This window comes from Methanobrevibacter sp., from assembly GCF_045126245.1.
GTDB lineage: Archaea > Methanobacteriota > Methanobacteria > Methanobacteriales > Methanobacteriaceae > Methanocatella.
Window position 1 is genome coordinate 1 of sequence record NZ_JBGVOG010000108.1, and the last position, 22,383, is coordinate 22,383.

Genomic DNA, 22,383 nt, shown 5'->3' on the forward strand with positions numbered 1-22,383 from the left:
AACAACTATTACTTCTCTTCCATCCGGACTATCACCGTCGGTTTTGGAATCTCACCAAATCAACACGTTTCCGTGCTCGTGGACTTATTTTGTTTTAAAAATCACCACCGGTGGGGAATTGCACCCCGCCCTGAGAGCATATTAACAATATATTCATCATGCATAAAATACTTTTTGGTGAATTATTCTATTTTAAAAAAAATTGTTATGACCTTATTTTTTTATTTAATTATCTAAATAATTAATTAAAAAGTAGCTGCCGTCCTTGTTTCTATTAAATAACCTTTTCTAGGCAATAATAACTTTAGTTTTTTATAGCTTGCAGAATTATGTATTATTGTTCCATCAAGTTTTTTTAATGAAAAATAACCGCTTCTTCTTCTACCCCATATAAAGCATTCTTGCCCGTTATAAGATACATTATCATATAATCTAAATCCTTTAACCTTATAAGGTGCTTGATTTAATAATCTTTTTCCTTTTTTTGGATTATACCTATGAATTTTTCTGTTATGACATCTTACCTTTTTTTGATAGAAATAATAATCTAATGGTTTAGCAGAAGGATTACCACTTATACATCTTGCATCAACATAATGTTCTTTGGGAAGACCATGTTTAATCCTAATATAATTAGTAATATAACCAAAAGTCACAGAAACATTAGAATACAATTCTATTAATTTATAATATAATCTCCACTTCATAACATTCATAAATGAAGCATCTCTAAAAGACTTTTTTCTATTAAATTTTAGATGTATTTCACCTTTATGAAACTTATTGTGACAAGTTTTACATAAAGTTATGAGATTATTAGGCGAATCTCCACCAGTTTTTTTTGATTCAATATGATGAATATTCAGAACAAAATCATTTGATTTTCCTTTACAACATTGGCAAGTATAATTATCTCTATATAATATATATTGCCTTATATTCAAAAAACCTAACTGTTCACCTTGTTGATATTCTTTACCAGAAATATCTGGATTATTAATTTTTTGAATATCAAAATTTGCAACCTCAACAACCAATTTAGAAACAGGTAAAATTTTATAAACATTATCTATTGATTTTAAATGAGTATCAATTTTATGTTTTACTGATGGAGCAATCCAATGATTACTTTTTCTACGATTATCAAATCGAGGTTTTCTATGTCTTGTATTTCTAGACCGTCTACTTTTTCTATTTTGTCTTCTATCAGAATTAAGTTTAACAATATCGTTTCTAAGTTCAACAGTTGAAGCATATAATTCTTTCTTTTCAGTTGTAGCTGATAAACCAATGAATTTGCTACCTGTATCCACTCCTAATGAAATTTCTTGTTTATATCCACTTGAACCATATAATAATTGAATAGTGAATGGTTTTCTTTGAATTACTTGGGCTTTTTTATTTTGAAGTAATTTTCTTGCCTTTGCAGGTTTGCAAGGCATTAACGGTTCTTTATTTTTGTTTAGTACATAAACTAACAAATAGTTTACCTCCTATTCCTGAGTTGTGAAGCCTTCGCCAATGTTATTCCAGAGTTTTATATACATGCAACACTGTTTCTACCTCTCAAAACTGTTTAATTACATGTCTTAGAGCTACAGACGAGGCTTTATATCCATAGGTAACTATATATTTCTGGATAACGTATAATAGGCTAATCAGCAAGTGGTTATTTATAAACCACCACATTTATAGTGTAGGTAGCTGACCCCGCCCTGAGACGTAATAATAAATATATTAACCAACTATAAAATACTTTTCGGTGTTTTTATTAAGTAAAATTGCTTTTAAAAAGGAATATTGCTTTGAGCTTATAAAATTGACTTAATAAATACTTCAGCGATTAAAACAGGAAAATTAAAGAAATTATAAAGAAATAAAAATTAAAACTCCAAAGTTACAATATCTCCATCCTCAAGATTCAACTCATCCCTTAACTTATCTTTAGCGATGAATTCCAAATAATTTTCTTCATGAGTTGTTTTAGCTGGAAAAACGATAGCTCCTTCAATTCTATCATTTATTACTGCCTTAATATATTTTACAGCACCAAAACCTTCATCAGGTTTAATAATATTTTCACAATTGTTCTTGACTTCATTGATTTCATCAAGACATGATTCCGGTACGATAACATTTAAAGTTCCTGGAAATGGTATAAATCCACAGTTTTTCTTGAATTCCTTTGTATAAAATTCCTGTGATAGAAAATAAGCAGCCTTTCCCAAACCGGTTGTAACTTCACCATTGATTTTCATTAAATGACCTCTAATTAAAACAAATATTATTGAATTAAAGTTAATAATTTTAAACCTGTAATTGATTATTTGATGTAATAACAAAATAATTCATTTTTTAAATTTTATGATGCACCATAGTTCAATACATTTACTTTATTTTCATTATTAATATAGTTAAAGTAAAAAAAAATTAAGAAATTTATTTTAACTAATATGAACATAGATAGTATTACAAAATTATTTACAGGGTAATGGAAATGGAAATAAAAACTATCTCAACGGATGTGTTAATAATTGGATCTGGAGGGGCCGGTTCTAGAGCAGCTATTGAAGTTGATAATGCTGGTTTAAAACCGCTCATAGTTTCAAAAGGTCTTTCATTCAGGTCTGGCTGTACCGGTATGGCTGAAGGCGGATACAATGCTGTTTTTAAAACAGTTGATAAGGACGATTCAATAGAAGCTCACATGTACGATACGTTAAAAGGTGGAAGCTATCTCAACGATGAAAAACTCGTTGAAATATTAGTAAACGAATCACCAAAAAGATTGATTGATTTGGAAAACTATGGAGCTTTATTTGACCGCCAGGAGTCAGGTCAAATAGATCAAAGACCGTTTGGAGGGCAATCTTTTAGACGAACATGTTATCAGGGAGATAGAACCGGTGCAGAATTGCTAAATGCACTTAAAGAGGAAATCATTAAAAGAGATATTGAATGTATTGAAGAAGTAATGATAACATCCCTTGTATGTGACGAAACACAGGTTGTTGGAGCAACCGGATTGAATCTAAAGGATTCCAGCCTAATTTATTTCCAGGCAAAAGCTACAATATTGGCCAGCGGAGGAGCTGGTCAATTATACCCTGTAACATCTAACACTTTCCAAAAAAATGGAGATGGTTTTGCAATAGCTTATAGAGCTGGAGCCAGTTTAGTTGACATGGAACAAATCCAGTTCCACCCGACAGGAATGGTAACACCCGAATCCAAAAAGGGAGTTCTTGTAACTGAAGCCGTAAGGGCTGAAGGCGGAAAGCTTCTAAATAAGGATGGCGAAAGATTCATGTCAAAATACTCTCCTGAAAAGATGGAACTATCAACCCGTGATGTTGTTGCCCGTTCAATTTACCAGGAAATCATCGAAGGAAGGGGAACAGAAAACGGAGGAGTTTATCTGGACATTTCACACTTGCCTGATGATGAAATTGAAGAAAAGCTTGAAACAATGGTATTGCAATTTGAAAATGTGGGCGTTGACATTAAAAACGGACCTATAGAAGTTGCTCCTACAGCACATCACTTTATGGGTGGATTAAAAATCAATACCGATGCATCCACTTCACTTGAAAACCTGTTTGGTGCAGGAGAAGTGTGCGGTGGAGTTCATGGAGCAAACCGTTTAGGCGGAAATGCTCTGGCAGACACACAGGTATTCGGTAAAATCGCCGGTGAAAGCGCTTCAAAAATAGCTAAAGTTACAGAACTAAAAACAAACGATGAAATGGTTCAAAAAGAAGCTTCAAGAATTGAAGGACTAATTAAGGAAGGTTCGATCAAACCACAGGAATTTAAAAACAGAATCAAAAATTTAATGTGGGAAAAAGTAGCTATTGTAAGAGATGAAAAGACATTGAATGAAGCCTTAGTCGAACTTCTGGAAATGCAAAAGGATCTTGACAATTTAAGCGTTAGCGATAAAAAGCAATATAACACTGAATTGTTAACTGCTCTTGAAGTTATAAACATGGTTGAAATTTGTATTCTAACCGTAAAATCAGCAATATTGCGTAGGGAAAGTAGGGGAGCACATTTCAGATCTGATTTCCCTGAAACAAAAGATGAATGGAAAAAGAGTATTGTGATGAGTAAAAATAAAATAGAATTTGAAGCTAGATAGCTTCTTTTAATTCTTTTATGGCTTGTCTGGCCTTATCATAAATTTCCTGTTCGTCCAAGACAACTAATTTTTTATTTTCCATCAATATTTTACCGTCGCAAATAGTTGTATCGACATTTGAACCGTTTGCTGAATAAATTATATTAGAACTTAAGTTAGTGCTGTCTGGAGTCATGTTGGCTGAATTTGTATCAATTAAAATGATATCTGCCTTTTTGCCAACTTCAATGGAACCTATTATATCATCCAATCCCAAAGCTTCAGCACCTTTAATGGTACCCATAGCTATTGCTTCATCTGAAGTCAATACTTTAGGATCGAGGGTATGAACCTTTTGAAGCAAGCTGGCTGTCTTTAACTCTTCAATCAAATCCAAATTATTGTTTGATGAAGCGCCGTCAGTTCCGATACTTACACAAATATCATTGTCAATTAATTTGGAAACAGGGGCAATTCCTGAAGCCAGTTTCATGTTACTGCATGGGTTGTGTGAAACTTTAACATTGTTTTTCTTGATAATTTCAATTTCCTTATCGCTTAACCATACGCTATGTGCAGCAACTACATCAGGACCTAAAAATCCAATTTTATCCAAGTATTCAAAAGGTCTTAGGCCTTTTTCAGCAGAAATGTCATCGATTTCCTTTTGAGTTTCAGAAACGTGGATATGGATTCCCATATTATATTCATCGGCCAATTGGCGAACTTTAATTAATAATTCTTCTGAAGCTGTATAAGGAGAATGAGGTCCGAAAAATACTTTTATTCTTCCATCAGCCATTCCATCGCAGTTTTTAAACAATGAAAGATTTTCTTTAATTTCGTTTTCCCTTTTTTCAGCATCACCAAAATCAATCATTCCATATGATAGAACTGCCCTGATACCTGCGTCATCCACCGCACGGGCAACATCTTCCATGTAAAAGTACATGTCTGAGAAAGTGGTTGTTCCGGATTTGATAAGCTCTACTGCTCCGAGCAATGCCCCGATATAACAATAATCCCCGTTAAGGTTGGCTTCCATTGGCCATATATGATCATTTAACCAGCTGTCTAAACTTAAATCATCAGCCAATCCCCTGAATAAAGTCATTGATAAATGAGTGTGAGTATTGATAAATCCCGGAAGCAGAATTTTTCCTTCGGCATTGATAATTTTACCTGCATTGCCTTCATCGATTTCATCTGAAATTTCAGAAATTATATCATCTTTAATTAAAAGTGATTGTTTTTTATATTCAAAATTTGGATTTAAAATAAATGCGTTCTTGATTAAAATAGTATTATCTGTCATAATAACACCTAAAAAATAAAAAAAATAGTTAAAAACTTATTTATAAGTTTTTAATAGCTAATTTAATATCGTCAGCTTTGATAGTTTTACGTTTAGCGATTTTAGCAACTTTGTTTGCTTCTACAGCTACATCACGAGCTACTTGTTCAACGTATGCTGCTAATTCTGCTTTAGCATCTTCGCTAACTCTTTCTGCACCAGCATCTTTAATGATTCTTGCGATAGGAGCTTTTGGTATTTCAGACATGTTTTTCACCTCGTAAATTTTTTTTAAAAACTTAAGGCTAATAGAATTAATCTTAAGTTAAATATACAATATAACACGACTTAATATTTAAATATTTTGCTTAAATCAGCAATAAAATATCAAAATAAGAATAAATATATTAAATAATCTAAAATTAATCATGATTAATAATACAAAATAGTAAAAGAAACTATTAATAAAAAGATTAATAAAAATATAATCATATAAAAAAATTGGAAAGATTACGATGAAAATAAAAATTGCGGTTCCATCAAAAGGAAGAATAAGTGAACCCTCAATAAACATTTTAGAAAAAGCAGGATTAGGCTTAAAAGATAGAGAAAGCAGAAAACTAATCTCAAAAACCTTTAATAAAGATATAGATGTATTATTTGCAAGAGCATCAGATATTCCTGAGTTTGTACAGGATGGAATAGCAGATATTGGAATTACAGGTATAGATTTGATTGAAGAAAATGAGGCTGACGTTATACAGCTGCTTGACTTGAACTTCGGAAAAACAAATCTTGTCCTGGCCGCTCCGGAAGACTCAAAAATCAGAAGTGTTGAAGACATAAAATCCGAAATGACAGTGGCTACGGAATTTCCAAACTTGACTAAAAAATATTTAGAGAATAATAATTTAAACTTAAAAATCGTTAAACTAAGCGGATCAACAGAAGCGGCACCATTCATTGGCGTTTCCGATTTGATAACAGACCTTACAAGTACCGGGACAACATTGAAAATGAACCATCTGGAAATTGTTGACACACTGCTTGAAAGTTCAATTGTTCTTGTTGCAAACAGGGAAAGCCTAAATGACAAAAAGCAATTGATTGAATCTGTCAGCACAAGCATTAAAGGTGTTTTAGAAGCGGCACGTAAAAAATTATTGATGATGAATGTAAAAACACAATATTTGGACAGTGTAAAAGAAGTCATGCCATCAATGGGTGGACTGACAATCTCTGACGTTTTATCCGATGAACAAACAGTTGCAGCTCAGGCAGTAATAGACGAAGATGAGGTTTTCGAACTTGTAAACAAACTAAGAAATGCCGGTGCTAAGGATATTCTTGTTGTGCCAATCGAAAGGATCATATAAACGAACAGATAAGTTTGCAATGACACGAAATAAAGGGTTGATTAAAATTTTTAAATTGAAAAACATAATTTCCATAAAAGATTTTGAAAGAGAGGATATAGACTACATTATTGATGAAGCGGCTAAACTAGAAAACATTGCCAAATCAAAAGAAGTTAGTGAAGAACTTAAAGGAAAAATTTTAGGTTTAATGTTTTTTGAACCATCAACAAGAACAAGAATGTCTTTTGAAACTGCAATGAAACGTTTAGGAGGAGATGGAATAGGTTTTGAAAATAGTGGATCCAGTTCCGTGTCAAAAGGTGAAAGTATTGCAGATACTGCAAAAATGTTTGAAGGATACTGTGATGCACTTGTCATAAGACATGAACTTGAAGGTGTTTCAAAATTCATCTCTGGTATCGTTGACGTCCCCGTCATTAATGCGGGAGACGGAGCAGGCCAACATCCAACCCAAACATTATTGGACTTATATACAATCAAAAAGGAAATAGGAAAAATTGACGATTTAAAAATTGCTTTAATTGGTGATTTGAAATATGGCCGTACTGTACACTCATTATCCAATGCATTATGTCTATATGATAATGTCAAAATATACTTGGTGTCACCTCCAGAGCTAAAAATGCCGCAGGAAGTCCTTATTGACTTAAACAAAACAAACATTGTTTATGAAGAGGCAGAAAGCATTGAAAGTATAATTGATGATGTTGATGTATTGTATATAACAAGGATTCAAAAAGAGCGTTTTGTAGATGTTGATGATTATCTAAAAATAAAAGGAGCCTATATCATTAATAAAAAAATGCTTGAAGGCAAGGATGTTATCGTAATGCACCCATTGCCAAGAATTGATGAAATCGATACTGATGTTGATGATACTCAATACAACAAATATTTCACACAAGCATTCAATGCCGTTCCTGTAAGAATGGCTATCTTAAAAACATTAATTAAAAACAACCCTAAATAGTGAAAAGGGTTGTTTCAAGTAAGTTTTCATCACATTGAAGCTTGATTATATTAGTTCTTCCTTTTCCACGACCACGTGAAATTGTGTTTGTTGAAATTATTCCTAAAAGTTCAAGCTCATTAATAAAGTCAAAAATTCTTCTGTAAGTAACAGCGTCCTTTTTGGATACCATTTCATATTCATCATATAATTTTCCGGAAGTTATTTCCTCGCCTTGTTTTGATAAGTTTAAAATAGCTTCCAAAAGCCTTTGCTGCTGTAGAGGTAAAGTTTGAATGATTTCAGTAACCTTATTGTGTTCAATCCTATCCTTCGCCATTCTAACATGAGCGCTAGTTACCTTATCTGAATCATCATCAAAAGCCAATTCTCCAGCATTTTTAAGTAAATCAAGAGCATATCTTGCATCACCCTCTTCCTTAGCAGCCATAGCTGAACATAATGGAATGACATCACTGTCTAAAACATCATCGTTAAATGCTAATTGAGCTCTTTCAAATAAGATATCACTTAATTGATCTGCACCATAAGGAGGGAATACAATTTCCTTATCATTTAGACTGCTTGTAACCCTGGACTTGATCAGATTCTTAAAATCCAAATAATTACTAATGGATAAAACGGAAACATTGTCAGTTCTTGTCAATGTGTATAAAATCCCATCACCGTCTTTATCAAGCAAAATATCAATCTCATCCAAAATGACAATCAAAATTAATTTGCTTCCATAAACATTTGTTTTGAAAATGTCTCTAAATGTATTGACAATTTCCCCTTTAGTCCAACCCCTGTTAGGAACGTCACGGCCGAGCTGTTGACATAATTGAGCAATTACCTGATATTCAGTGGTATAGTCAGTGCATCTGATATACTCAACTTTCACCTGGACCCTTTTATTGCGTGCTGCATCAATCAGCTGTTCACGGGCAAATTTGGATGCCGCTGTCTTACCTGTTCCTGTTTTTCCATAAAGGGTAACATTAGATGGAGTAACACCATTTAGAGCATCAATCCAATATTTGGCAATTTGCCTTATCTGTTCTTCCCTGTGAACTAATTTATCTGGTAAAAATCTATGATCTAAAGGTTTTTTATCCTTAAAAATACTTTTACCAAATGAATCGTCACCTTTTTGTATTTCATCAAAAATGTTTGACATAATAACACCAGTATCAATATAATAAAATTTAGTAAAAATTAGAAAAAAACTATGAGTTGTATTTCCAGTGATAATATATGAAAAGTATCATAAATAAAGGTTTTTATTACAATATTAGAAAAAGTTAATAAAAATTAAAAACCAAACTTTATTAAAATCGTTCAAATAGATGAATATTAGATATTAATCCATATTAAATTAAACGAATGGAATATTAGAACTAAATATTAAAATAAACTTCAAATATTGAATTAAAATTAAAACATGAAATGGTACTGTTTCAAATATAAAATAACAATTTCAAGTGTAAAAATCTGGAAAAATCAGGAAAAAGAAGACCGCATTTAGCTTTAAAAACAAAATTTTTAAAAAATTTATCAAAATTTGATGTAGAGTGAGAGAGATGCATTTCAAGTGTAAAGCATTTTATCCGAAAATCAATTTTCGAGACATGTGTTTCAACTGTAAGAAAATGTAAAATTCTATTTTGACTAAAAAAGATATTATTTGATTGGTTAAAAATTCATAAAATAAAAAACAAAGGCCAAATTGCAGAGATAAATTTCAAGTGTTACAGATGAAATGTACCTCTTCAATCTTTCAAAACCCTCAAAAACGTTATACTTGAAACGTACCTCTCCCTGTCTAAATGAACATATCGTTCTCATTGGATACGTTTACTTTTGGGGAAATTTTACCAAATTTCTTATCTATTAAGAAAATACAATGTAATTTTGCCTTAAAAACACGTTTAAGTGTTTTAATAAATTCATTTTTTGTCAATCCATCTTCAAAAATTGTATCTGTAACAACAAACTGCTGCAACAGATCCTGATTAATGTTAAGATCAAAATCAACCAAAAAGCTATTAATTCCAAACTGCAAATCCAAAATAAATTCCCTTCTGTTTTCAGGTGTTGATGAAATCATCAGATTCAAATGTTCTTGAGCTACCTGTGTTGCACATGCAACGATAATGCAGTCTTTTCCTCTAGGTTTTACAACATCCATGATATTTTCTTTTGGAAATTCGATAACATAATGAAAATCAGAATTTTCATCGAATTTTTTTTCCAATAAGGAATCTTCTTCCATTAACCAGTTTCTAATGTTTTCTTCAATATCCATAGTATCATCATAAAAATTTAATAATAAATTATATATTTTTTTATTATATATATTATAAAGTATGATTGAATATAATGAAATGATTAGTGATATTATTTTCACACAAACAGGAAACATAAATTCCTTAAATCTATTTATATTTATCATATCAGCATTACTGGTTTCAATTGCAATAGATGTTGTCTTCGGAGAACTTCCAGGAAGAATTCATCCTGTTGTCATCATGGGATCTGTAATAAATTTCTTCAAGAAAATGTTCATAGGAATTAAAAATAGGTGGTCAGGTTTTCTTCTGGTATTGTTCGCTGCATTTGTTGTGAGTCTGATTCTGTTTATTATATTTATCATTGGAGATCTAAACATTGTTTTACTTTTCATTGTTTATTCACTGCTTTTATCATCGACATTTTCAATTAAAATGCTTTTGGATACTGCAATCAGTGTGGAAAATGATTTGAAGGAAAGTTTGGATAAGGCACGCCAGTCTGTTTCTTACCTTGTGAGCAGGGACACAAATGAGTTAACTGAAAGTTTCATCATCTCAGCAACAATAGAAAGCATGACAGAAAATATAACTGATTCATATATCGCGCCGATCTTTTATTACTTCATCTTTAGTGTAATCATATTATATTATCCATTAAACTATGAATTATACCTTTTATTATTAATTCCGATGTTATATAGGTTATCCAACACATTAGATGCAATGGTCGGTTATAAAACCGATGAATTAATGGATATTGGATTTTTACCTGCAAAAATAGATGATATTTTAAATTATGTTCCATCCAGAATTGCAGGATTATTCGTTGTACTGTCAGCATACCTGCTTAAGCTGGACGGCAATAACAGTTTTTATATAATGAAAAGGGATGCAAGAAAATGTCCTAGTCCAAATTCAGGTTATACAATGGCTTCTGCAGCCGGTGCACTCAATATTCAGCTTGTTAAAAAGGATACATATGTTTTAGGTGATGAAAACAAGGAAATTGAAATCATTGATATTGAAAATGCAGTGAAATTATCAAAATGGACAATTATATTATTTACAATAACAATTATATTATTATTAATTATAATCAAAGTGATATTATGAAAGTGGCTATTATTTCTGTTTCAGAAAAAGGATATGACTTATCTTTATCCTTAAAAGAAAAATTGGACTTGGATTCAACAATTATAAAAACAGATTTGTACCATAAAAATGTAAAGAAATATTTTCCAATTTTATTTTATGAATATGATGCTATTATAGCAATAATGGCCTCAGGAATTTTAGTCAGATCAATTGCACCATTAATAGAATCCAAAGTAACTGACCCTGCAGTCTTAAACATAGATGATAATGGAAACTTTGTTATATCTCTATTATCAGGTCATTTAGGTGGAGCAAATAGGCTTACTCAAAAAGTAGCCAGTCTAATCGGCGCAACACCAGTCATAACAACATCGACAGATGTAAATAAAAAGCTGGGAATTGATGTTTTGGCAAAGGACCTTTATTTATCAATAGACAACACAAAAGAAATTTTGTTTTTCAATAAATGTATTCTTGAAGGAAAGAAAATTTCATTGACAGTCAATCCCAACAGGGATTTCAGTTATTTATTCAGATATTTAAATGACAATACACTTGAAACGGATATCTCCGTCAGTTATTCCACAAAAGTAAACAATAACGAAATTGTTGCCTGTGTAGATGGCCATGAGTTGATATTAAGTGAACGTAAGATTGTTGCGGGAATGGGTTGTAGACGTGGAAAAGAATGTATAAATATTTATAATGCATTAGAAAGTTCTGTTAAAGAATTAAACATTGACATTTCAAGAATAAATGAACTGACATCAGCAGAAATCAAAAAAGATGAAAAAGGAATGTTGGAATTGTCTGAAAAATTGAATATTCCGATTAATTTTGTTGATTTGGAAAAGTTGGAATTGTTTGAATCAAATGATATTCAAAAATCAGAATTTGTAAAATCAAAATTTGGCATTTATGGTGTTTGTGAGCCGTCAGCATTGATTATGGCAGGTTTCGATTCAAAATTAATTTATAAAAAGACATCTTACAGTGGCGTTACAATAGCTATAGCTGTTTCGAAATGAAAAAATAATAAAAAAAGAAATTAGATTGATTCTAATTTAGATAAAACTTCCCAAATTAATGTTCTTGCTTGAACAGGAATGTTAGGATCGTTACTAATATCATCTAATTTTCCTAAAACAGTACTTATTTTTACAGATTGATCTTGTTCTTCATCGTTTAATAATTCGTTAGACTGACTGGCAGCTTCTCTGATGTTACGAGGCACAGAATTATTGTCTGAGATAAATTGAAGAATTTCAGATACTTCCTTGATAGTTTGTTCGCTCATAAATTACCCCTCCAAAATTATTAGTAAAACAAGTAATGCAATATATACTATATATCCTTATTGTACATTTAAATATTTTTTGGTGCTTTTATATAGATTTTATATTCTCATTATTCAAATAACTTTAAATTAGATAATAAAAATTGTTTAAAAGTATAGTAAAATTTATATTAAATTAAATTGAATTATTATATATGTCAGATATAAGTAAAACAACTATAAATCTACCTGTAGATTTAAAAAAAGAATTAAAAAAGATGGCAATCGATGAGGAAACTTCATTATCCGGTTTAATCATTAAAATGATTGAAGAAGGAATGAAAAATAGAAATAAAGTTATTTCAGATGAAGATTAAATAATATCTTCAACTGAATTTAACATATGTGTTACAAATTGAGTTTTAGCGGTTTCTTCAACAAAAATGGCTAACAATTCAGCTTCTTTTAAATTTTCACCGACACACACTACACCATGTTTTTTTAGGATTAAAACATCCTCGTCGCCAAGACCTTCACTAGCGTTTTTTGCCAACTCATAGCTGCCCGGTTTTTCATATTCAATTTCGGCCAGGAAGGGTGTTTCAACATCTCCGAATCCTTCAAATCTTTTGATTCTTTTTGAAGAATGGGCAAAACCTGTTGCGTATGGGGAATGTGTGTGAACAATTCCATTGACATCTGATCTTTTTTTGTAAATTTCCAAATGCATGTTGACTTCTGAAGATGGCTTTCCCTTTGTTAGTATATTTCCATCCAAATCTACAAGGACAATATCTTCTTCATTCAATTGGGACAGTGATTTTAGGGTGGGAGTTATAGCTATTACATCTCCATTTTCTCCTTTAAATCTAGCGCTAATATTTCCAGCTTTACCTGAAACTAATCCATTGTCATAAATATCATTTGAAATATTGATAACTTCAGAAATATTTTTTTTCATATAATTACCTCATTATAAGAATTTAAAATGTTTATATTTACCCTTATGAAGTACAGGAACTTCAGCAGGAGTTGGTTCAATGTTATAGATTTTTTGAAACTCTGTTTGGGTCTGGAATGTACCTGAGTTGATTAAATGAATTCCTTTATACCTTCTGTACGTATTAATATGCACGTGTCCGGTATGGAAAACGTCTGGAATCTCATCAATTACTAGATAATCTTCAAGTTCTGATGCAAGTGGAGTTCTTTCACCATAAATTGGTGCCAAATGTCTTTTCTTGAGTAATTCTTCCATTAACAAATCATTTTTTTCATGTGTAAATTCTTTTACGGCCATTACCAAATCATCAAAACTACGTCCGTGGTAGATTAAAACGTTAATTCCGTCCAGAGACACTACACCAGGATTTGAAATAAATTCCACATTGTCCAGTTCGTATAATGCCTTTGCATATTCTTCAGGCACAGCCGGCTGAGGTTCTGCAACTCTTGAAGCATCGTGGTTTCCGGGTGCAATAATAATCTTGATGTCGCTTCTAATATTTCCTAAAAATCTGGCCGCCTCATTGTATTGTTGGGTAATGTCCTTTATTGCGAGCTCTTTTTCCTGGTTTGGATATACACCGATTCCATCTACTATATCTCCACCTATTATAAGATATTTAACGTCTTCCGCCACTCTTCTCTGTTCTTCAGTACCAAAATCACAATTGATCCAATCTATAAATCTTTTAAATGCGTCTTCCAGGAATGTTAAGCTTCCAATGTGAACGTCTGATAAGAATACAATTCCAAAGTCCATTTCCTTATCTGGAATTTGTATAACGTCAGGATTGATAATTTGCTGACCGAAGGCAAAGCCTCTGTCGGAACTTTTATTTGCTATGATTCCAACGACTTCATCCCTTACAAGCTTTTCGGCTTCAGCAAATAATTCTTCGTTATTTTGTGAAAATAAAACAGAAATTTCACCTGTATCATCTTCAAATTCAATGATTTTATGGCCATTTTTACTGGATCTGATTTCCCTAACCATCAATATCATACTTAGGCTTTCCTGCGAATCGTCAATGTCGGCAACTTTAATCGAATTTCTAAGTTCGGGCCTTTTTGATAGGATATTATATAATTTTTCATATCTGCTCTTGAAATATGAAATCAAATTTTCAAGTTCGCCGCTTGTATATGACTTTTTACTTGTGTCCTGTATGATTTTAAAATCGTATTTGACGTTTGTTTTTTCCAGGTTTCTTTTAAATTGTATTTTTTCATCTTTAACAGTTTCTGAAGCTTCTAAAATTGCTTCATTAATATGTTTTTCTTTGTTGTCGCTATCTTTTTTAAGAGCATCTATTGATGAAACGGGTTTACTCTCTTTTTCAGTTTCTGGTGTTTTTGGCTTAATTTCAATCTCTTTTTCTTTAGGGGTTGAATTAATTTTTTCTTCAACTGGAGCTTTTTCATCATTGATTAGGGTTTTTTGATTTTTATCATCCTTTTTTTCAATGTTACCTGTTATTTCATCAATTGTTTGTCCACTAACAGATATTAAATCTTTTGATGAAAATTTATCACTTTTTAATTTAACTATTAATGAAGATGCAAAATCTATAGGATTGTCTGCATTAATAACTTTGTCATAAGCTTCAGGTGATAGGTTGATTCCTTTTTTTGCAAATTTTAATAGAATTTTATTAGTTGACATATTAATTAAAATTTTTATTTTCTATGTTAATAAACTTTGAGAATTTTTTTTGACAACTTTTTAGTCTATGGGTTATATTTATTATATATTAAAAATAGAAATTAAATTATTATAATGTACTTATTAAATTGATAAGTTAATGACTGTGATAAAATGGCAAATAAAATACTTAGAATTGTTTTGATAATTGTATTATTTGTAGTATTTTTTGAAGTAGGTCTTGTTAGTTCATATACCATTGTAACATCCGAGACTCCTAATTTCCAGGGACTGGTGGATATGCAGATATCAAAAATCACAGGATTTTTTAGTCCGGAAAAAATCAACGATGTTTTGGTAAAAGACCCGACTCCTATTAACATTTCCAACAAAAAGGATGTTGCCTTAAGGATGGAGGAGCTGTCTGAGGTCGACGGTGTAAACATCGAGTCAATGAATGTTACAACTTTTGAAGACACAGACAATAGTAATTTTACAGTAACTATTGAGGCTTTAGGTTATGCGTCTCCAAATTCAACCTCCGGACAGATTATTATCAGTCAGACCCCATCCTATAAAGTTATTGCAAAAGGAAATGCTACCTACAGGGACGGCGGACTGTATGTTGATGAAAATACTATGAAAATAAGTTCTGTTTTAAAATTATATTAGTGATATTATGATTAATGTTATTGGAATTGGTCAAAAAAGAGAAAATATGACTTTAGGTGCCATAAAAGCTATTGAAGAGTCAGATGTTATTATCGGTTATAAAAAATACATCAGCCAAATTGAAGATTTAATTTCAGATAAGGAAGTCATTAAAAAAGGAATGGGCGATGAAATTTATAGGGCCGAAATGGCTATTCAAAAAAGCCTTGATGGTCAAACAGTTTCATTAATCAGTTCCGGAGATCCGGGCGTATTTGGAATGGCTAATGTGTTATATCAGATTGTCAGTAAGTATGAAAATGTTGAAATTAATGTTTATCCGGGCGTTTCTGCTGTAAATTATGCTTCAGATATACTTGGAGCTCCCTTAAATGATTTTGCAGCCATAAGTTTAAGCAATATTTTAACTCCTTTATCAGAAATTGAAAAGAAATTGAGATATGCGCTCGAGGCGAATCTAATAATAGCCATATACAATCCATTAAGCAAAACTCGTAGAGAACCATTTAAAAGGTTCAAACAGTGTGTTATAGATGTTAAGGGAGAAGATACATTAATTGGTGTTGTTGACAGTACTTATGAACCTGCGAAAAAGACCATTGTAAAGGTTAAGGATTTAACTGAAGACATTGTCAACATGTCCTGTACATTGATTGTTGGCAATGACTTGACTTACCAGCAGGACAATAACCTTATAACTCCGAGAGGATATGTTATACGGTCTGATATTCATCCATTATCACAGAATCATTATGAAAAATTTGTAAATGGTGAAGTTGCACACGGACCTAATAGGGATTGTGAATTCTATCCATGTCATTGGGATGGTCAGTATTGTGATTTCTGCTATTGTCCATTTTATCCATGTGGTGATTCTTCAACCGGCGGAGAATGGATTAAAGGCAAAAACGTTTGGAACTGTAAGGAGTGTAACTGGTTACATGAGAAAAATGCAGTTGAATGTTTAAGAGAACCTTTAGAAAATCTTATAACCGAAGTCGATGACTTGAAATCCAAGAAAAAAACTTTATTGAAGCTTAGAAGAGCATGCTTATTAAAAAATAATCCAAATGATCTTTAGGGGAATTTGAATTGTCAATCAAAAATCTTTTAATTGAAATGAAAAATTTATCAGAGCTCATGGTTGATTTGGCTTATTCAGCTATATTATTCAATAGTAAAGCAGCTGCTGAAGAGGTTATTGCACTTGAAAATGAAGTAAATGCCATGAACTATGAAATTAAAAAAGAATCGTTAGTTGCAGCCAGATCTTATGAGGATGCGGAAAAATTAACTGCACTTCTGGAGATTGCGGAGGCTGCAGAAAGTATAGCAAATGCAGCTAAGGATTTAGCTGACCTTGTAATTACAGGTTTTAAACCACATCCAGTATTTAAAATGGTAATGGAAGAATCCGATAAAAGTATTGTGAGAGTTATTATTGATGAAAAATCAGATTTGGCAAACAATACTTTAGGTGATTTGCTTTTAGTTAACCGTACAGGAATGAGAGTTATTGCAATTAGAAGAGGTTCATCCTGGATTTATGGACCGGATAAAAATACTACATTACTTGCTAATGATACATTAATATTAAAAGGTACAGAAGCCGGAGCTGATTTATTAGAAAAATTGGCCGCTGGAACTTGTTCTCTTGAGGATATTCCAGAAGAATTAGAAGATGAAATTGATTAAATAAAGTGATTTAAATGAAAATTATAGGTAGTGATATTTATGAAGGGCAGAAGTCCACAGAAGAAGATTCGAAGTTCACTATCTGTAGTTTCTCCTATTTCTGATTTTTTTGAAGAGTATAATTCTACTATCAAGGAAGGTCTTATAGCACTTTTAATCTGTGCTGTAGGCGACTTAATTGCTGGTATTATTTTGGGAAAAATGACATTTTTCCTTGAAACTTTCCCAGGACTTTTAGTGATTATTCCCGGTGCAATTGGTATGAGGGGAAATATTTTCAGTTCTTTTGCATCAAGGTTATCCACTAACCTGCATATTGGTATAATATCAGCTAAGTTTGAGTTATCAGAACAATTGAATTATAATATTTTTGCTTCATTTGTTTTAACACTGATTTTATCATTGTTTTTAGGCATTGTTGCAAAATTGATGTGTCTGCTCTTACACTATCCTTCAATGTCTTTAATAGACTTTATAATAATTTGTGTAGTGGCAGGTATTATTTCTAATTTAATCATGCTGCCGATAACAATGTTCGTTTCGTTTAAAAGTTTTCAGCATGGTTGGGATCCGGATAATATCACAAGTCCTATAATTGCTGCATTCGGTGATTTATTTACTTTACCTGCAATTATATTATCAGTGTTTATATTACAGGCATTGAATGTAAATTGGATTTTCAAGGATGTTACCCTTGTTGTTATCCTTTTGATTGTTTTTGTAACATTTGTTCATTGTTATAGATTATCCGATGAAACAAAAACTATTTTAAGGCAATCCACCCCTGTTTTGCTTTTATGTTCCTTTTTAGGATGTTCAGCTGGTGGAATTTTAAATAGTGCAGTTGAAAGCTTGCTTTCAAATCCAAGTTTGCTTACCTTAATTCCACTATTTTCCGGAGAAAGCGGAAGTTTGATTAGTATTCTGGGCGCCAGATTATCATCAGGCCTACACTCAGGGCTTGTTGAACCAAGCTCAAGACCACAAGGAAATACAATCAGCAATTTCAGTGTTTGTTTTGTTTTATCAATAGTTGTTTTCCCATTGATAGGATTCCTTGCCGAAGCTTCATCAGTCATTTTAAAAACCGGTGGTGTTGGATTTGTTAAGATAATGGAAATCAGTACATTATCAGGAATTGTTTTAGTATCTGTAATGATATTTTTAGTTTATTACATTTCAATTACATCCTATAAACATAATTTAGACCCAGACAATATAGTGATTCCAATATCAACAAGTATTACAGACTCAATTTCAAGTCTAATATTAATTTCAATATCTTTGATAATTTTGGGTGTTTTAATTTAATACCATGCTCTCAAAATTAATTGGCAATCGTTCGTTGTGAAATAATCATATTTTAACTTGTCATTGTCGAATGATTTTGGAACGCATACGAGTAATGCTTTCGCTTTTTGCTTGTCGATATGAATAAATGCCACCGCACTGCTTTCGTCATTGAAATTGATTTCGTTGTTGAGGTAAATGTTTTGTGAAATAACGGTTTTCCAATTTTTATGTTCGTGGTCTGATGTGGTGTCAATGAAATATTTGGTGTTGTGTTTTTCGCTTTCATCAAAGAGCAGATAGTAATCATTAGCTCTTAAATTTCCTTTAAACACTTTAAAGTAGTTACAGCTGTATTTATCTGATTTATGGTTATTATAATTGCATTTTCCCTCATTTTGAAAGTTTTTTATCACATATTTCTTAAAAAAATCACATTTTACGATTCTATTGACAGAATAAATGTTGTTTTCATCTTCGGTATTTCCAATTTTTACACTTGAAATACTACTCTCCTGTGGAATTAGCTCTATTGAGCTTTTAATTTTAGAATTTAACAAATATCGACTTATATATTTATTATAATCGCTTCCAAAAGTCATCAATTTTTCATATGATACGCTGTTTGGAATCACATGACCCTCCTCATTTACTATCGCAAGACCGCTTCCCTTTTTATAATTTCCTCCATAACTTACATTTCCCGGATTGTTTATTAGATAATCGACTACCCCTTCAAGCAACGTTTCGTCGTGTTCATTTTCAATGTTTTTTACCAGTTTTTGAGTATTTATTTCATCGATTGAAAGAAAGACTCCAATAATCATCAAGATTATAATTAGAACAATACCTATTTCCAGTGTTATGTTTCCCTTGTTGTCCATTTATATCAATCCGTATTTTTTTCTGTGCGAATTATCCAAAATCAGACTGTTTGGGTCTGATTCATTTATTTTAACACCATTGTAATGGTCTGAAAAGACTACATGGTCGGAACAGGAAAGCGATTCGTTTTTCAAATAGGTATGTGTTTGAATAAATACTTCAAGCCCGTAATGGGGACATTTTCCTTTACCTTCCAGGCGGCATAAATAACAGCTTCCATCAGCGCTTTCGTGAAAATAACCTTTTTTAAGACAGTCATCAAGTACTCCGGGGTCGCCATGATGGATATATGGATCATATGGGCATTTTTGAATGTACATTGGGGCTGTCGCTTCGATATAGGATTCAGGCGATTTGAAATTATGTAAAACCATATATCCAGCTATTGCATTTTTATAATGAATTTTTTCGTCGTAGGTTAAAATTCCCGATGCAATAGTTAGTTTTGCCAGAGGCAACGGATCTTTCAGCCCTTCCACCGAAGCGTTTCTTTCGACAATACCGGAATATTTTATGCTGTTTTTCTCGACATTTAGCTTTACTTTAAATAATATTTTCCATGGGCTGTTGGTGTTTTCCACATCAACGGTTTGTGAAGATATTTTCACACCATATTTTTTTTCAAATTCTTTATTTTTCTCGTTTAAGTGTTTATCCAGGTTTTTTTTAATTTGATTTTTGCTGTTAAATATTGGAAGACCGTTGTAGACCTTTTGAGTTGCCTCGGATATTGACTGTCTTTCGAGCACTTCAAGATTTCTATCGTAATCATCAACAATATATTTGAATTCATTATTTGATTTTAATTGTGTATTTTCACTTTCAATAAAATTTACACTCGTAACAATGAAAATGGATATCAAAAACAATGTTATAGCAATAATAGCTAAACTACCTATAATTAAATTTCCTTTAGAGTCGATTTTCATAATATAAAAATTATCATGAATTTATAAGTTTGTTTCTTAAATGCGACTCCATGATTTTACACAAATCTGTATTACATTTTTTTTAAATCAATAAAAAAAGTAATAAAAAAAATACTTATTTATATTATTGATTAGAAACTATACTTATTAGAAAATATATGGAGGATTTTCATGTCAGATACTGTTAGAACATGGCGTCATATACAACAAAGATACAATCTTATAGGTTCTAAATGCACCACTTGTGGAGAATTGTTCTTTCCATCTCGTGTAGTTTGTCCTAATTGTAGGAGAAAAGGTAATCTTGAACCTTTCCAGTTTTCCGGAAAAGGCAAAATTCACACTTTTTCAGTTATTAGATCTGCGCCAGATAACTTTAAAAAATCAGCTCCTTACGCTGTAGCTGTAATTGAACTCGAAGAAGGCGCAAAATTAACTACACAATTGGTCGATTGCGATGTTGATGATATCGAAATTGGTGATGATGTAGAGATGGTATTTAGAAGAATTAGAGAAGATGGAGAAGACGGAGTAATCTCATATGGATACAAATTCAAAGTTATCAAATAATGCTGCAGTGATTTTAGTAAGTCACGGAAGTACTTTACCTTATGCAGAAGAAGTATTTACAGAAATTAAGGAAAAATTCATCAAAAAAACAGGAATTGCAACTGAAATAGGTTATATGAAAGTTTCAGAGCCTACAATTGCAGGAGCCGTTGAAATTTTAAAAGATGAAGTCGATGATTTGAAAAAGATTATTGCACTTCCGGTATTTTTGGCTCCAGGTATTCATACAAACATTGATATTCCACAATTGTTAGGTCTTGAACCTTTGGAAGTTGATCCGAGATGTCCTGATGGAAACTATCCTGAAGAACATTATCTGTCAATAGCCCGTGATGTTGATTTCGATGGTGAAATCGAGTTATTGGGTTCCATTGGACCTCGTGATGAATTATTGGATATCATCAATAAAAGAATTGGAGAAGCTCTATCAGATTCTAAGTTGGACGATGATGCAAAAACCGGAATTTTGCTTGTAACTCATGGTTCCAGGTTAAATTACAATAAGGAATTTGCCACAGAATTATATGCTAAATTTGAAAAGGCCTGCGATTTACCATCCAGTTTTGGATTTATGGAATTATGTGGTCCGAGCATACCAGAATCTATTAATAAATTAGTAGATGATACTGACATTGATAGATTAGTGGTTATTCCAGTATTCATTGCTCCGGGAATGCATACAACTCATGATATTCCACATATCTTAGGATTTTTAGAAGAGCATGAACACAGTCATTCACATGGCCACGGCGATCATGACCATGAACATGACTTGACTCCTGTTGATTTTGATGGAGAAATTTTATATCCCGAACCTATTAAGGCAGATGACATTCTGATTGATATTTTAGTGGATATGGTTAATGAAAAATTATAAATTTTTCATATATTTTTTTGAAAAATAAATTTTTCAATCTGACTTAAAAAAATTTAACATATAATTTAATTATAATGGATGATAATATGGCGGATAAGAAAACCGGAATTTTACTTTTATCTCATGGTTCTAGGCTACCTGAGGGCGAAGAAGTAATTAAAGCTTATAAAGAAATGTATTTAGAAGAATTTCCTGAAGCTATTGTGGAATATGGATTTATGGAAATTAGAAAACCAGGAATACCTGAAACTATTAAAAAATTAACCGAACAAGCTGATTTGGAAAAGATAGTTGTTGTTCCTGTTTTCATTGCACATGGACTTCACACAAAAAGAGACATTCCTAAATTGTTAGGAATCGAAAATGATTTTGATGAAGATGAAATTTCTGGTCATCATCACCACCATCACG

The 22,383-nt window shown here is 31.8% G+C and carries 24 protein-coding genes and 1 riboswitch; of the genes, 13 read left to right on the plus strand and 11 right to left on the minus strand.

Going from position 1 to position 22,383, the window contains the following annotated elements:
- Positions 1–7: 7 nt before the first annotated feature.
- Positions 8–141: riboswitch (FMN riboswitch) on the minus strand.
- Positions 142–245: 104 nt separating this feature from the next.
- Entirely contained in the window at positions 246–1,481 is a 1,236-nt protein-coding gene (iscB, locus tag ACJMLZ_RS08005) for an RNA-guided endonuclease IscB (RefSeq protein ID WP_405305103.1), read from the minus strand.
- Between the two features lie 402 nt (positions 1,482–1,883).
- Positions 1,884–2,258, minus strand: coding sequence for a DUF120 domain-containing protein (locus tag ACJMLZ_RS08010; protein ID WP_405305104.1), 375 nt, complete (start codon positions 2,256–2,258; stop codon positions 1,884–1,886).
- 239 nt (positions 2,259–2,497) lie between these two features.
- Between ACJMLZ_RS08010 and tfrA the strand changes: the two genes are divergently transcribed.
- Positions 2,498–4,141, plus strand: coding sequence for a fumarate reductase (CoM/CoB) subunit TfrA (tfrA, locus tag ACJMLZ_RS08015; protein ID WP_405305105.1), 1,644 nt, complete (start codon positions 2,498–2,500; stop codon positions 4,139–4,141).
- On the opposite strand, the gene ACJMLZ_RS08020 is transcribed toward tfrA, so the two are convergent.
- Both ACJMLZ_RS08020 and ACJMLZ_RS08025 read right to left on the minus strand, forming a co-directional pair.
- A complete protein-coding gene (locus tag ACJMLZ_RS08020; RefSeq protein WP_405305106.1) occupies positions 4,134–5,435 on the minus strand; it encodes an amidohydrolase family protein in 1,302 nt (433 codons plus the stop codon). The genes tfrA and ACJMLZ_RS08020 overlap by 8 nt on opposite strands.
- A 40-nt stretch (positions 5,436–5,475) precedes the next feature.
- Complete coding sequence (locus ACJMLZ_RS08025; RefSeq protein WP_405305107.1) at positions 5,476–5,691, minus strand: histone family protein; 216 nt, start codon at positions 5,689–5,691, stop codon at positions 5,476–5,478.
- A 238-nt stretch (positions 5,692–5,929) separates the two neighbouring features.
- On the opposite strand from ACJMLZ_RS08025, the gene hisG reads away from it, so the two are divergent.
- Positions 5,930–6,790, plus strand: coding sequence for an ATP phosphoribosyltransferase (gene hisG / locus ACJMLZ_RS08030; protein WP_405305108.1), 861 nt, complete (start codon positions 5,930–5,932; stop codon positions 6,788–6,790).
- A 37-nt stretch (positions 6,791–6,827) separates the two neighbouring features.
- Complete coding sequence (gene pyrB / locus ACJMLZ_RS08035) at positions 6,828–7,763, plus strand: aspartate carbamoyltransferase (protein ID WP_405305109.1); 936 nt, start codon at positions 6,828–6,830, stop codon at positions 7,761–7,763.
- On the opposite strand, the gene ACJMLZ_RS08040 is transcribed toward pyrB, so the two are convergent.
- Both ACJMLZ_RS08040 and ACJMLZ_RS08045 read right to left on the minus strand, forming a co-directional pair.
- On the minus strand, positions 7,756–8,922 hold the full coding sequence (locus tag ACJMLZ_RS08040; RefSeq protein ID WP_405305110.1) for a Cdc6/Cdc18 family protein: 1,167 nt from the start codon (positions 8,920–8,922) through the stop codon (positions 7,756–7,758). The two genes, pyrB and ACJMLZ_RS08040, sit on opposite strands and share 8 nt — an antisense overlap.
- Positions 8,923–9,567: 645 nt before the next feature.
- Positions 9,568–10,050: a DUF2299 domain-containing protein gene (locus tag ACJMLZ_RS08045; protein ID WP_405305111.1), complete on the minus strand. Its 483-nt coding sequence runs from the start codon at positions 10,048–10,050 to the stop codon at positions 9,568–9,570.
- Between the two features lie 61 nt (positions 10,051–10,111).
- On the opposite strand from ACJMLZ_RS08045, the gene ACJMLZ_RS08050 reads away from it, so the two are divergent.
- Entirely contained in the window at positions 10,112–11,149 is a 1,038-nt protein-coding gene (locus ACJMLZ_RS08050; RefSeq protein WP_405305112.1) for a cobalamin biosynthesis protein, read from the plus strand.
- Positions 11,146–12,159, plus strand: coding sequence for a cobalt-precorrin 5A hydrolase (locus tag ACJMLZ_RS08055; RefSeq protein WP_405305113.1), 1,014 nt, complete (start codon positions 11,146–11,148; stop codon positions 12,157–12,159). Before ACJMLZ_RS08050 ends, ACJMLZ_RS08055 begins: the two co-directional genes overlap by 4 nt.
- A gap of 20 nt (positions 12,160–12,179) precedes the next feature.
- Here ACJMLZ_RS08055 and ACJMLZ_RS08060 read toward each other — a convergent pair whose 3' ends face one another.
- A complete protein-coding gene (locus tag ACJMLZ_RS08060) occupies positions 12,180–12,428 on the minus strand; it encodes a UPF0147 family protein (RefSeq protein ID WP_405305114.1) in 249 nt (82 codons plus the stop codon).
- A gap of 194 nt (positions 12,429–12,622) precedes the next feature.
- Here ACJMLZ_RS08060 and ACJMLZ_RS08065 point away from each other — a divergent pair, with 194 nt between their 5' ends.
- Positions 12,623–12,784: a ribbon-helix-helix domain-containing protein gene (locus ACJMLZ_RS08065; protein WP_405305115.1), complete on the plus strand. Its 162-nt coding sequence runs from the start codon at positions 12,623–12,625 to the stop codon at positions 12,782–12,784.
- Here the strand turns inward: ACJMLZ_RS08065 and ACJMLZ_RS08070 are convergent.
- Positions 12,781–13,368, minus strand: coding sequence for a class II aldolase/adducin family protein (locus ACJMLZ_RS08070; RefSeq protein ID WP_405305116.1), 588 nt, complete (start codon positions 13,366–13,368; stop codon positions 12,781–12,783). The two genes, ACJMLZ_RS08065 and ACJMLZ_RS08070, sit on opposite strands and share 4 nt — an antisense overlap.
- 12 nt (positions 13,369–13,380) lie before the next feature.
- Positions 13,381–15,075: a DNA-directed DNA polymerase II small subunit gene (locus ACJMLZ_RS08075; RefSeq protein ID WP_405305117.1), complete on the minus strand. Its 1,695-nt coding sequence runs from the start codon at positions 15,073–15,075 to the stop codon at positions 13,381–13,383.
- A gap of 153 nt (positions 15,076–15,228) precedes the next feature.
- Between ACJMLZ_RS08075 and ACJMLZ_RS08080 the strand changes: the two genes are divergently transcribed.
- Genes ACJMLZ_RS08080 through ACJMLZ_RS08095 form a run of 4 tightly spaced genes read left to right on the plus strand, consistent with a single transcriptional unit; the run spans position 15,229 to position 18,732 of the window.
- Entirely contained in the window at positions 15,229–15,726 is a 498-nt protein-coding gene (locus ACJMLZ_RS08080) for a hypothetical protein (protein ID WP_405305118.1), read from the plus strand.
- Positions 15,727–15,733: 7 nt separating this feature from the next.
- The gene (cobJ, locus tag ACJMLZ_RS08085) at positions 15,734–16,807 is read left to right on the plus strand and encodes a precorrin-3B C(17)-methyltransferase (protein WP_405305119.1); all 1,074 of its coding nucleotides are present in this window, start codon (positions 15,734–15,736) and stop codon (positions 16,805–16,807) included.
- 11 nt (positions 16,808–16,818) lie between these two features.
- Positions 16,819–17,421, plus strand: a complete 603-nt coding sequence (locus ACJMLZ_RS08090; protein ID WP_405305120.1) for a potassium channel family protein — start codon at positions 16,819–16,821, stop codon at positions 17,419–17,421.
- Between the two features lie 39 nt (positions 17,422–17,460).
- Positions 17,461–18,732: a magnesium transporter gene (locus ACJMLZ_RS08095; protein WP_405305121.1), complete on the plus strand. Its 1,272-nt coding sequence runs from the start codon at positions 17,461–17,463 to the stop codon at positions 18,730–18,732.
- Here ACJMLZ_RS08095 and ACJMLZ_RS08100 read toward each other — a convergent pair.
- Positions 18,729–19,595: a hypothetical protein gene (locus ACJMLZ_RS08100; protein WP_405305122.1), complete on the minus strand. Its 867-nt coding sequence runs from the start codon at positions 19,593–19,595 to the stop codon at positions 18,729–18,731. The genes ACJMLZ_RS08095 and ACJMLZ_RS08100 overlap by 4 nt on opposite strands.
- Positions 19,596–20,525, minus strand: a complete 930-nt coding sequence (locus ACJMLZ_RS08105) for a hypothetical protein (protein ID WP_405305123.1) — start codon at positions 20,523–20,525, stop codon at positions 19,596–19,598. It abuts the gene before it with no gap.
- A 171-nt stretch (positions 20,526–20,696) separates the two neighbouring features.
- On the opposite strand from ACJMLZ_RS08105, the gene ACJMLZ_RS08110 reads away from it, so the two are divergent.
- From ACJMLZ_RS08110 to cfbA (ACJMLZ_RS08120), 3 genes are all read left to right on the plus strand, one after another.
- On the plus strand, positions 20,697–21,095 hold the full coding sequence (locus ACJMLZ_RS08110; RefSeq protein ID WP_405305124.1) for a Zn-ribbon domain-containing OB-fold protein: 399 nt from the start codon (positions 20,697–20,699) through the stop codon (positions 21,093–21,095).
- A complete protein-coding gene (cfbA, locus tag ACJMLZ_RS08115; RefSeq protein WP_405305125.1) occupies positions 21,067–21,972 on the plus strand; it encodes a sirohydrochlorin nickelochelatase in 906 nt (301 codons plus the stop codon). Before ACJMLZ_RS08110 ends, cfbA (ACJMLZ_RS08115) begins: the two co-directional genes overlap by 29 nt.
- A 74-nt stretch (positions 21,973–22,046) precedes the next feature.
- The coding region (cfbA, locus tag ACJMLZ_RS08120; protein WP_405305126.1) for a sirohydrochlorin nickelochelatase at positions 22,047–22,383 on the plus strand (337 nt) is incomplete at its 3' end.